Below are 11,970 nucleotides of genomic sequence, written 5' to 3' on the forward strand. Positions count from 1 at the left end.
CGCCGTCCGGTCCATCTACGCCTCCACGCACCACAATATGTTGTGGGATCTTGGCCAGTTCATGGGCTTGCCTTTCAAATTACCACAGCATATCGTGAAAGTAAAGTCAGGACCACTATATATAGTCATTGGGGCAGACCCATACGCTCGGACTGAGTGACGGACCTGTACCTGGCGTGGCCACCCCCTGAGAAGCCTGTATTGTCGGCAAGCGTGGTTCGTGCGGCAGAGAAGCCGCCTGCGGGGCAGGAGCACTTCCTCCTCGAACTGTTTTCGGCAGCGCCGCCGTGCTATGCTTTGCCCGTGTTGCGTCTTGGCGGTCATTTCCTGTTCCGTGGGGGATATCGTGCGATTCTTGATCATAGGCTGTGGCTCGATGGGCAAGCGGCGCGCGCATTGTCTGCGCGCGATGGGCCACACGTGCATCGCGGCCTACGACCCGCGCGAGGAACGCCGGACAGCTATCGCGGACCAGTCGGGCGCGGAGGTTTTTGGCGACGCGGATAGCGCCTTCGCGGCGGGGGCCGATTTCGCGCTTCTCTGCGTCCCGCCGCACATCCACAAGGGATACCTGCTTCGGTGCATCGATGCGGGCATCCCGCTGTTTTGCGAGTCGCCGATGGTATTGACGCTCGAGGACGCCGACGAGGTCATTGCGCGCGCAAACGGTGCCGGGGTGTTCATCGCGCCGAGTTGCACGTACCTGCATAACGCGATTCACCGTAAGGCGAAGGCGTTCATCGACGAGAAGCCCTACGGCCGCTTGCTGGGGTACTTGTCGCATGCCGGACAACACGTGGCGGACTGGCATCCCTACGAGGACTACCGCGGGTTTTACGCGTCCCAGCGGTCCCAGGGCGGGATGTGCATCGACATGCTGCCCCATGAGTTTCAGATGCTGACCTGGTTCGCGGGCGAGGTTGACGCGTTGGCGTGCATGGCGCGGCGGCGCAGCGACGACATCGAGACCGACGAGGGCGCGCTCGACACGTACGATGTGCTGCTCGACATGCGGAGCAACGTGTCGGCCATCGTGCATCACGACATGCTGCAGCGTCCTCCGGTGGTATTGAGAAAGCTGGTGTTCGAGTCGGGCGTGGTGGAGTATGATTGGCGCAGTTTCCGCCACGCGAGACACGCCGGGCCGGCCTTTACCGGGAAACCGGCGTGGGAGGCGGACGCTCTCGAAGGATACGACTTCGAGCGCATGTATATCGACGAGTTGCAGCATGCCTTCGATGCTCTTGCGGAAGAAACCGCGTATCTGATGCCTCTGGAACGCGAGCGGCGCATGCTCGAGTTGGTGCTGGCCTGCGAGAAGAGTTCCCGGGAAGGTGTGCATGTAACCTGGTAGCGCCGGCGTGCCGGGTCCGGCCCTGCGCCGGACGGCGCCGGTTCCAGCGAAAACGGAAAGGAGTCATTGCCGTGTCGAAGCCGCAATTTGTCATTCGGGGGATTCTCCCCGCGTTGATGACGCCATTCAAGGATGGCGGGGTTGATGAGAAGATGTTGAAGAAGCTCGTTCGTTTTCAACTTGACCAGGGGTGTCACGGGTTCTTTGTGAACGGCAGCACCGGCGACGGCTTTCTCATGACTCGGGAAGAACGCAGGCGCGTGGTCGAGGTCGTGGTCAGCGAGGTGGCCGGTCAGGCCAAGGTTATCGCTCATGTTGGGGCGGTTTCGAGCGACGAGGCCGCGGCGATGGCCGTGGATGCCCGGAAGGCCGGCGCTGACGCGGTGGCCAGCGTGCCGCCGATCTACTACCCCGTCGAGCTCGAAGGATTCGAGCTGCACATGCGGACCATTGGCGTGGCCGCCGATATGCCCACCTACTGCTACTACATCCCGGCGCTGACGGGCCATGCGCTTGGCGGCGACCAGTTTGTCGAAGTAACCCAGCGCATTCCCAACCTCGTGGGCTTCAAATACACCCATAGCGATATGTTCCTGCTGTGGTGGATCCTGGATGCGCTCGGCGACCGGATATCGGTCTTCAACGGCAGCGATCAGATGCTGTTGCAGGGCCTGATCACGGGCGCGTGCGGCGGGATCGGCTCGACGTACAACTACCAGACCCGCACCATCGTTGACATTTACGAAGCGATGCAGGCGGGCGACCTCGACAAGGCGCGCGAGGCCCAATGGCGCGCCAACCAGGTTGTCCAGGTGCTGTTCCGTTTCAAGGCCGGGGGCGTAGCCACCGAGCGGGCTATCTTGAAACTTATGGGCTACGACGTCGGCGCGCCGCGTCCGCCCAAGGTGCCGTTTCCGGACGATGAACTGCCCGCGCTTCGCAAAGCACTGGAGGGAGTCGGGTTTCTGCAATAGGCGCAAGGCGTATCAGCGAGAGTTCTGACATGGCGAACGTTCACAAGGATTTCCATGGAGCGCTGAGTTTCGGCATCCAGTTTCTCGACGAACAGTACGGGATGGCCGGGCTCGAGGAATTTTTTACCCGCGCGGCGAAGGCCGTCTATGCGCAACTGATTAAAAACTTGCGCGAACGGGGCCTCGAAGCGCTCAAGGAACACTGGGACACGGTGTTCGGGCTTGAGGACGGCGATTTCGAGACGCGTTACGAAGACGGCGTCCTCGTGCTTGATGTGCGGACGTGTCCGGCGGTCCATCACATGCGCGCGAACAACTACCGGGTCGCGGACCATTTCTGCGAGCATACGCGGATCGTTAACGAGGCCATCTGCGCCGGGGCCGGGTATGCATGCAGCGTCGAGTACGACCAGGAAGCCGGCCGGTGCGTGCAGCGGTTCTGGAGGGCCGGCGCATGATCTCGTGCATCGACTATATCTACGTTTACAGCGAGTTGTTCAAATACCTCGAGGAACGCGGCGGCTATGAGAAAGTCGTCGAGCTGTGGGACGGCATCCGCGAGGAGTTCTTGGCTAACCTCCGCGAATACGTCGCCAGGGACGGGCTCAAAGGCATGTATGCCTACTGGTCGCATACCTTGGGTGAGGAAGGGGGCCGCCACCGCATGACCCTCTACGACGACATGTTCGTGATTGACATGCACGACTGTCCTTCAGCAAAGAAGGTGTTTCGCGAGGGCCGTATCGAGCCGTATCCCAAGTATTGCGAACACTGCCCGGTCCTGTATCCCCCGCTGCTCCGCGAGTTCGGGTACGACGTGGAGTATCACATCATCGACTGCGAATCGGGCCAATGCCGGCTCGTCGTGCGCAAACCCGAGGGCGCGGCCACGCCGGAAGCCCGGCAGGCGCCGCCATGAACGCGCTGGTCATATTGGGACATCCGCGCCCGGGAAGTTTCAATCACGCCATCGCGGCAACCGTCGTGGAAACCCTGCATGCCAACGGATACGACGTGGTCTTTCACGACTTGTGCGCTGAAGGGTTCGAGCCGCTGTTGCCCAGCGGCGAGCTCCCCGAAGACGGCGCCGTGGACCCCGTTGTGCGGCAACAGTGCGCCGAACTGGTTGCGGCCGATGTGTTTGTGGTGGTGCACCCGAACTGGTGGGGCCAGCCGCCCGCGATCGTAAAGGGGTGGATCGACCGGGTCATCCGGCCGGGGGTTGCCTACCGCTTCCTGGAGGGCGACAGCGGCGGCGGCGTGCCCGAAGGGCTGCTCCATACCGAAATCGCCCTCGTATTCAACACCTCCAACACGGCCCGCGAACGCGAACTGCACGTGTTTGGCGATCCTCTCGAACGGTTGTGGCGGGACTGCATCCTCGAATTCTGCGGGGTGAAACGGGTTCACCGCAGGATGTTTGAGACCATCGTCACCAGCACGCCCGCACAACGCCGCGGCTGGCTTGACGAAGTGCGCGATACCCTCAACCGCTTTTGCCCCAAGAACCTTCTGTAATGCGCACGATACGCGGCCGATAACCGAACGCGACGCTCCGGCCCCGTGCATCCGGTGATCCCGTCAAGAAGACATCCATATCCGGCCGTGTTTCTGCGGCAAGCCTCTTTATCCGGCAAGCGGCCAAGGTTTGAAGGGCTTTTGAGAAAAGGGCCTATTTCCGTTTGATGGCGTCGTAAACGGCGAGCAGGTCGCGGTGGGCCTGAAAAGGCAGGGATGGGCGCTCGGCGAACGGGAAGAACCGCGCTTCCGTGACATCCGACCGGGCGGCTGGCTCGCCTTCCCAATCATCGATAACGTATCCCATGACGATTACCGCGCCGTTGAGCTTGCTGGGCTGAGTGCTGGCCCCTATCAGCCGGGGATTCCTCCCCCGGATGGAGGTTTCTTCCTCGAGTTCGCGCAGGACGGCTTCTTCAGCGGTTTCTCCAATCTCGACGAAACCGCCCGGCAGCGACCATTGTCCCATACAGGGCTCGACGGCGCGGCGCGCAAACAGAAGGGCGTTGCCTTTCGCGATAAAACAGCACGCGGCCGGGACAGGGTTGTCGTAGAAAAACCGGTTGCAGGCAAGGCAATGCGGGCGCACGCGCTCGCCGTCGTCCGCCACGGCCAACTTGCGTCCACAGGTGGGGCAATAATTCCACGCCAGCGGCTGGATTTCATAATTCATGACGCCACTGTAGCAACCTTCAGCGGACTTGTCTATTCGCGAAGCGTGCGCCTGGGCAGACGCCACGGGCCACCACGAGCGCTATCGCATCCGCCGCATAGGCCTCGTTCGGGAATCTGTCCAACGCGTTCTATTCGTTGAGCAGAAACGTTACTTTCAGGTCCACCCGGTACTCGACTATCTTGCCCTTTTCCACGACCACCTTTTGTTCCTTCACCCACGCGCCTTGGACCTGGTCGACGGTTGCTGTGGCGCGTTGAATGCCGTTTTCGATGGCGTCTTCAAAACTTTCCGGCGACGATGAAATGATCTCGATGACTTTTGCGACTCCCATTTTCCGTGTCCTTTCTGCTGGTTACTGAGCGCGTCTATAGAGGGTGGCTGGCAGGCGGGCGCCGCTGCGCGAGGCTGGAACGCCTCCGTTCGGGACGCAAGGTAGTGGCAGGTTCTGCTTGGCCGCGGTATTGGCGCACGAGGTGTCTTCGCGGACCCCCACCCCATCCTCCCCAGTGGCGGCGAGAACTCCTGCAGCCCTGGCAAGCGAGACGGTTATTGGGATTCTTTGCGCTGTCATCGCGGAGCAGCCCTTCCGCAGCATCGAACCGCTGGCTCCTTTATACCCCTTGAGGTGGAAAGGAGGCAAAACGCATGGGGCGCCCCAGAGACGTGTTCTCGCGTATACTAAGATGAACGGTGCAGGATGCTTCGTACGCAATCCGATTGCAGGCGCGGTCCTGGAAGGTGAGGTCGTGCAAGAAGCCAGACTCTACGAGAAACGCCGGAACAATCAGGTTAAATGCCATCTGTGCGCCCATGGCTGCCTGATAGACGACGGGGGCCGCGGCGTGTGCCATGTCCGGGAAAACCGGGGCGGCACGCTGTACTCGCTCGTTTACGGCCAGGTGCTTGCCGAGAACCGTGATCCGATTGAGAAGAAACCCTTGTATCACGTCGCCCCGGGCACGCTCTCGTATTCGATTGCGACGGCGGGATGCAACTTTCGTTGCGCATGGTGCCAGAATTCGGACATCTCCGCCATGCCCCGCGAGCGCCATATCATTCGCGGCAGCGAGACGCCTCCCGAGCTGATTGTGGCTCGCGCATTTGAATCGCGCTGCCGCAGCATCGCGTACACCTACACCGAACCCACCATCTTCTTTGAATATGCCTATGACGTGGCCGCGCTGGCCAAGAAGAAGGGTCTGCTGAATGTTCTGGTGACGAACGGCTTCATGAGCGCCGAGATGCTCGAGACGCTTCATCCGCTGGCCGACGCGGCGAACGTCGACCTCAAGAGCTTCAATGACGACACGTACCGCGAGCAGGTGGGGGGACGGTTGCAGCCCGTTCTCGACAGCATGAAGCGCATGAAAGATTACGGCATCTGGGTCGAGGTCACTACGCTCGTCATCCCCCAGCTGAACGATAGCGACGAGGAACTGCGCGAGATCGCGCAGTTCATTGCCCGTGACCTGGGATGCGAGACGCCTTGGCATATCAGCCGGTTCTTTCCAGCTTACAAGATGACGCGGTGCGAGCCTACGCCGCCAGCCACCCTCGAACGCGCCCGCTGCATCGGGGAAGCGGAGGGTCTCCGCTACGTATATCTCGGCAACCTCGGGAGGGAGGGCCAAGACACGCGATGCCACACCTGCGGAGCGGTCGTCATCGAAAGAAGAGGGCTGGGATATACGGTCACCCATGCCGGGGACGGCGCATGTCCGGCGTGCCATACTCCGGTGGCCGGCATTTACATGGGCAGCGCCTAGTGCGCGCACACGGGGGTCGGGTTTTCTGACCGGCCGCCAAAATCACCGGCCTACGTGCCCGGCCGCAACCGGACGCTAGATCCCGAGCGCATCCCGCACGGTCCGGACGAGGCCGGAAAGCACGGGGATATCGGGCATGACCGTGCCGAGAATGCCCAGGGCGATAAGCAGAATAAGGATTACCGCGACTTTGCCGATGAATGACTTGAGCACGCGCGAGAAGGCGCGCGGTTTTCGCATGCTCTCGAGCTGCTGGGCACGCTCAACGAAGGCCTCGTACTTGTCCCTGCACCCCTCGCTACAGAAGACTCCCATTGCGGACTGCGTCATGTTTCCGCTGGTGATGGGCTGGTTGCACTGCTTGCAGCGCATGCCCATGTCGACGCCCATTCGCTTGCCAGAACCCGCCATTTTCGAGCCCTCCCGAGTTCGTGCTATCTGATTTCGGCGGATGCGTCCAACGTCTTCTTCGCGATCTCTTCCTGGATGAGTTTGATGAACGCATCCCGGGCCATGATGCCGATATCGCCCTTTCGGCGGTGGCGCACGGCCACCGCGCCCGATTCGCGCTCGCGCTCGCCCACGACGAGCATGTAGGGCACCTGCTGGGTCTGGGCAGCGCGGATCTTGTACTTCATTGTATCATCACTCAGGTCGGCTTCGGCGCGCAAGCCCGCTTCAAAGAGCCGGTCCCGCACCTGGCAGGCATACTCGTTTTGGGCATCGGAAATAGGGATGACGACGCACTGGACTGGCGCCAGCCAGGTCGGAAACGCTCCGCCGAAATGCTCGATCAACACGGCAAGAAACCGCTCGATGGCGCCGTAGATGACGCGGTGAATAACCACGGGCCGGTGTGTTTCGCCGTCGGGCCCCACGTACTCGAGGTCGAACTTCTCCGGCATGGCGAAATCGAGCTGGATGGTTGCGCATTGCCAACTTCGTTTCAGGCAATCGCGCACATGGAAGTCGATCTTGGGACCGTAGAACGCCCCGTCGCCCTCGTTGAGCTTGTAAGCGATGCCTTTGGTGTCGAGCGCGTTGCGCAGGGCATCTGTGGCGCGGTCCCACATCTCCGCGGTCCCGATGGATTTCTCGGGACGCGTGCTCAGTTCGACCGCGTACTCGAGTCCGAAGACCGAGTACACCGCGTGCACAAAGTCGATGATGCCGATGACTTCGCCCTGAATCTGTTCCGGGGTCATGAAGATGTGGGCATCGTCTTGCGTGAAGACGCGTACACGAAAGAGGCCGTGCAACACGCCGGATTTCTCGTGGCGGTGTACCGTTCCCACCTCGGCCAGCCGCAGCGGCAGCTCGCGGTAGCTGCGCAGGTTTGTCTTGTAGATCAGCATGCCGCCGGGGCAGTTCATGGGCTTTACGGCGAAATCCCGTTCGTCGATCTGGGTGAAATACATGTTTTCTTTGTAATGGTCCCAGTGGCCGGACTGTTCCCAAAGTTTCCGTTCGAGAATGATGGGGGTGCGCACCTCGCCGTAATGGCGCTTGCGATGTTCCTCGCGCCAGAACTCCATCAGCTGGTTCAGGACGATCATGCCCTTGGCGTGGAAGAACGGAAATCCCGGCCCCTCGGTATGAAAACTGAACAGGTCGAGCTGTTTTCCGAGTTTGCGGTGGTCGCGCTTCTCGGCTTCGGCGAGGAGTCTGAGGTGTTCGTCGAGCTCCTTCTGCGTTGGGAAGGCGGTGCCGTAGATACGCTGGAGCATGGGCCGCCGCTCATCGCCCCGCCAGTAGGCGCCGGCCACGCTGAGCAGCTTGAAGGCTTTGATCTTGCCTGTGGACGGCAGGTGCGGGCCCCGGCACAGATCAACGAAGTCGTCATGTCTGTAGTACGTGATCTGCCCGTCTTCGAGATCGTTGATAAGCTCGACTTTGTAGGGGTTGCCGATCTTCTCGTAATACGCGAGCGCCTCGTTCTTGCTCCACACGCCGCGCTCGAACGGTTGGTCGGCATCGACGATGTTCTGCATTTCTTTTTCGATGGAGGGGAAGTCTTCTTCGGTCAGCGGCGGCTCGGCGTCGATATCGTAGTAGAACCCGTCCTCGATGGGCGGGCCGATGGTCAGTCTGGCCTTTGGACGCACCCGGAGAATCGCCGAAGCCATGACGTGGGACGCGCTGTGCCGGAACACGTCTTTGCCGCCCTCGGTATCGAACGTGAGGATAGCAACGGTATCGCCGTTGGACAGGGGCGTAGTGAGGCTCTTCAGTTCGCCGTTGATCTCGGCGCCCACGGCGGCTTTGGCAAGCCGGGAGCCGATGCTCTTGGCGAGGTCCAGGGCGTTCTGCCCGTCCTCGAGTTCCTTTTGTGACCCATCGGGAAGATTCACGCATATCATGTTCATGACAACTCCTAAAGACCAGCACCACAAGCGGTTTGCGCATCCGCGCGCTCTAGAGTAACGCGCGGGGATGCGTACTTGTTGCGCCTGATAAGCCGTGCGGGCAGGTGAACGTTATCGGCAAATTGTGCCACGAACCCCGGTGCGAGTTAAAGCACTCAGGGCGGTTTTTTCGCGGAAGGCGTGGGCGGCGGCAAGAAACGCCGGCGGGGACGGGCCCCGCCGGTACTGAGCGGTTTTCCGCAAGGAGCGGCGGTCTTAGAGCGACCAGCCCTCGCGGTACGTGGTACGGAGGTATTTGTTCGCGTCAGGGATGTTCGTCACCGTCATGTTCGCGGCATCCCACTCGATGGACGTATCTTCGAAATGCTGGGCTACGTTGCCCAGCGCGCAGACCTCGGAGAGCGGACCGGAGTACGAGAAGTCCGCGCAGGCTTTCGTGCCGCTGCGGATCGCGCGGACCCAGTCGTTCTCGATACCCTCGCCTTCGACGCGAGGGATGGACGGTTCGGGCGGCTTGAACCCTTCCATGCGCGCGGCGGGCAGGAGCCGGGGCCGTTCGCCGTAGGTGTCGCAGGTCATCATGCCTTCGCTGCCGATGTACAGAAGGCCTCCGGTGGGGTCACCGATCTGTTCGCCTGCCGGCACCCCGGCCGGCCGGGGAATATGCAATCCGGTATACCACGTGACGGTTACCGGGGGCATTCCTTCGCGCGCGGGGAAGTCGAAATTCACGACGGCGGATACGGGATGCATCTCCTCGGACGTGCCCGTCGAGGTTGCGCTGATTCGCGTGGGCGGGCCCAGTTTCAAAGCCCACACGGCCGAATCGAGGGTGTGAGCGCCGCGGTCCGCCATCCAGCCGGAGCCGAACGCCTGGAACGCGCGCCACGCCCGGGGATGGTAGCAGGGGTGGTAGGGGCGCGCCGCGGCGGGTCCCAGCCAGAGGTCCCACTTGAGTGTATCGGGCACGGGCGGAGTTTCTTCGGGCACGCGGCCTTCCTTGGGACTCCAGCTCGCGTGGCCCCAGGGGTAGTAGGAATCCGAGCAGAAGGCGTGCACTTCGCGCACCTCGCCAATGACCCCGCCCTGGATGCACTCGACCACCGTGCGCGTCCCATTGCCAGCGTGGCCCTGGATGCCCATCTGCGTGACCACGCCGGCTTCCTTGGCAGCCTGGGCCAGCATACGGCACTCGTAGAGGTCGTGGGCCAGAGGTTTCTGGCAGAACACATGCTTGCCGGCCTTGATGGCCGCCATCGCGATGACCGCATGCGTGTGATCGGGCGTCGCGATGACCACGCCGTCCAGATCTTTCTCCGCGGCGAGCATCTCGCGGTAATCGGTGTAGCGCCGGGCGTCGGGAAATGCTTCAAAAATCGGTTTCGCGTACTCGCTGTCCACGTCGCACAGCGCGACGAATTGTTCGCCCGAAAGGCTCTTGATGTTGCTCGCGCCCATACCCCCGAAACCTATTGCGGCAAGGCTGAGTTTTTCGTTTGGCGGCGTTTCGGCGGCGTTCAACACCAGGCGCGGCCCCGTCGCGCATGAAGCCGCTGATAACGCAGCCGTGCTTGCCAGAAACGTTCTGCGAGTCATTCCCCCTTGTTTGCGCTGCTTCATTTCGTTTCCTCCTTCGGAATTCTGGGGATACAACACTCGATTACTTCTCCGCACGGATCCTGTACCTCTATCTCTCGGTCCGCATGCGGGTAATTGAGTATTGTGTCCCCAAAATTACCCAAAAGTAAAAATTATTCGTCGAGTTTGACGTGGACGTATTTCTGGCGCGGGCCGGGGGTCATGCCCTCCGCGAAGGCGACCCACATGTCGTTGCCGCTGTTGTGGTAGATGATGCTGACAAGGGTTCCGTCAACACAGGCGGCTTGTGCGATCTCGATGGCTTTGGCAGCGTCGATCTGGCCGTAGCGCTCCTTGATGGCGTTGTAGAGCACATCGTTGTCTCTGCCGTTGTGGTTCTTCCAGTACACAACGTCATCCAGAGATTCATGGAAGGGGTGGACGTCCGCGCACGGGTGAGGGTTGACGGACTGGTTGTCAACGTACTCGTCAAAGCGGGTGTTGCTGGTGAAGAGCAGCCGGGCCTTCGGGTCCTGGGCTTGGGGGTCCGCGACGGCGTAATGGTACTGGTTCGTACGCGTGGCGGCCTTCATGCGGTCGAGAGCAGACTGCAAGTCGCGGTCGAAATAGAGGACATCGCGCAGGAGGAAGGGGAACGGCATGCCATCGAGCGTTTCCGCGTCGCAGAAGTATCCCATGATTTCGCTGACGGCGAGGCCTTCGACGTTCATGCCCCCGACCGAAACGCCGATGACCCCCGCAAAACCGACCACGGCGTGCTTGACGCCGTCATCGGGAGTGTACACGGCCACGATGGGGTAGTCCTGAAATCCGGTGTCCATGGACCAATCCAGGTTGCGCATCTGGTAGGTCTCGCCGTCGAGCGTGGCGGCGCCCCATGCGGCGAAGAGGCTGCAATTGTATTCGCTAAGGTCGGGGATAGACGCGATGCGCTTGAGCACGCCGAAGGTGATTTCCGGGTGGCCCTCGTCGGCACAACCGTCGGCAATGCCCTGCAACTCGGTGCACCAGGGCTGGGCATCGTAATTCTTTTCCTGCCACAGGGCCGCAGCGGCGGCGTCGACCACCTCCATGGGGATTCCTTCTCTCTCGGCCATGGCCTGGACAAGCTTCCAGGTTTCGCCGATTTGGCTGGCGAGGAGTTTACCGTACCAGTAACCGAGTTCGTAACGGTTCCCTTGAATCTTGACAAGGGTTATGACGTCGGCGCCTTCGCCGATGGTCTCGGCCGTGCCGGAACCGCCGACGGTTTCAGGACGCTCACAGCCGCGGGGCTCCTGCGCGGCAGCTGCTGCCTCAGCGGCGGGGCCGGGCTGCTCAGCTGGAGGCTGCGGCGCGGGTTGCGCGGAGGCGCTTTCTTCGCTGCCGGCAACTTCAGCGCTCTTCGGTGTGCAGCTCATAAACGGGGCACCCACTGCGAGCAACAGTACAATGCCTGCGACGAAGGCCAAGAGAAGGTAACGCCTCTTCCCGAACGGCTCCGGCAGGCCGGGTCCAATGTTGAAAAGACTCAAAGATTTCTGATTCGCTGCAGACTTGTCCATAAGAATGACCCTCAAACGGTGTTTGCCAAGACGCACCCGAGACAATCGCGGGCAAATGCCCCCTTACTGTAGAGATATGCCCTGCCGAGTTCAAGAATTCGAATTGCCTCACAAAAGTATCTGAATCGGCGAGACGCGGATTCGCCAAATCGCCTGGTAAGCGCCAACGAAAC

Annotated in this window: 12 protein-coding genes; 6 read left to right on the forward strand and 6 right to left on the reverse strand. The window is 61.4% G+C overall.

The window, feature by feature from the left end:
- Positions 1–346 precede the first annotated feature (346 nt).
- The 5 genes from PLJ71_15825 (at position 347) to PLJ71_15845 (ending at position 3,846) form a co-directional block, all read left to right on the forward strand.
- Positions 347–1,354, forward strand: a complete 1,008-nt coding sequence (locus PLJ71_15825) for a Gfo/Idh/MocA family oxidoreductase (GenBank protein ID HQM50156.1) — start codon at positions 347–349, stop codon at positions 1,352–1,354.
- 71 nt (positions 1,355–1,425) lie between these two features.
- Positions 1,426–2,328 (forward strand): dihydrodipicolinate synthase family protein, encoded by a 903-nt coding sequence (locus PLJ71_15830; protein ID HQM50157.1) that lies wholly within the window; start codon positions 1,426–1,428, stop codon positions 2,326–2,328.
- 29 nt (positions 2,329–2,357) lie between these two features.
- Positions 2,358–2,786: a hypothetical protein gene (locus tag PLJ71_15835; protein HQM50158.1), complete on the forward strand. Its 429-nt coding sequence runs from the start codon at positions 2,358–2,360 to the stop codon at positions 2,784–2,786.
- Positions 2,753–3,247, forward strand: coding sequence for a hypothetical protein (locus PLJ71_15840; protein HQM50159.1), 495 nt, complete (start codon positions 2,753–2,755; stop codon positions 3,245–3,247). Before PLJ71_15835 ends, PLJ71_15840 begins: the two co-directional genes overlap by 34 nt.
- A complete protein-coding gene (locus tag PLJ71_15845) occupies positions 3,244–3,846 on the forward strand; it encodes an NAD(P)H-dependent oxidoreductase (GenBank protein HQM50160.1) in 603 nt (200 codons plus the stop codon). Before PLJ71_15840 ends, PLJ71_15845 begins: the two co-directional genes overlap by 4 nt.
- 154 nt (positions 3,847–4,000) lie before the next feature.
- Here the strand turns inward: PLJ71_15845 and PLJ71_15850 are convergent, their stop codons facing one another.
- Positions 4,001–4,519 (reverse strand): NUDIX hydrolase, encoded by a 519-nt coding sequence (locus PLJ71_15850; GenBank protein ID HQM50161.1) that lies wholly within the window; start codon positions 4,517–4,519, stop codon positions 4,001–4,003.
- Between the two features lie 130 nt (positions 4,520–4,649).
- A complete protein-coding gene (locus PLJ71_15855; protein HQM50162.1) occupies positions 4,650–4,853 on the reverse strand; it encodes a dodecin family protein in 204 nt (67 codons plus the stop codon).
- Between the two features lie 415 nt (positions 4,854–5,268).
- Between PLJ71_15855 and amrS the strand changes: the two genes are divergently transcribed.
- Entirely contained in the window at positions 5,269–6,288 is a 1,020-nt protein-coding gene (amrS, locus tag PLJ71_15860) for an AmmeMemoRadiSam system radical SAM enzyme (protein HQM50163.1), read from the forward strand.
- Between the two features lie 75 nt (positions 6,289–6,363).
- Here the strand turns inward: amrS and PLJ71_15865 are convergent, their stop codons facing one another.
- The 4 genes from PLJ71_15865 to PLJ71_15880 form a co-directional block, all read right to left on the reverse strand.
- Positions 6,364–6,699: a hypothetical protein gene (locus tag PLJ71_15865; protein HQM50164.1), complete on the reverse strand. Its 336-nt coding sequence runs from the start codon at positions 6,697–6,699 to the stop codon at positions 6,364–6,366.
- Positions 6,700–6,722: 23 nt separating this feature from the next.
- Positions 6,723–8,648, reverse strand: a complete 1,926-nt coding sequence (thrS, locus tag PLJ71_15870; GenBank protein ID HQM50165.1) for a threonine--tRNA ligase — start codon at positions 8,646–8,648, stop codon at positions 6,723–6,725.
- 261 nt (positions 8,649–8,909) lie between these two features.
- Positions 8,910–10,274: a Gfo/Idh/MocA family oxidoreductase gene (locus PLJ71_15875; protein HQM50166.1), complete on the reverse strand. Its 1,365-nt coding sequence runs from the start codon at positions 10,272–10,274 to the stop codon at positions 8,910–8,912.
- A 131-nt stretch (positions 10,275–10,405) separates the two neighbouring features.
- A complete protein-coding gene (locus PLJ71_15880; protein ID HQM50167.1) occupies positions 10,406–11,653 on the reverse strand; it encodes a C45 family autoproteolytic acyltransferase/hydrolase in 1,248 nt (415 codons plus the stop codon).
- Positions 11,654–11,970: the final 317 nt, after the last annotated feature.

The organism is Candidatus Hydrogenedentota bacterium, assembly GCA_035416745.1.
GTDB lineage: Bacteria > Hydrogenedentota > Hydrogenedentia > Hydrogenedentales > SLHB01 > UBA2224.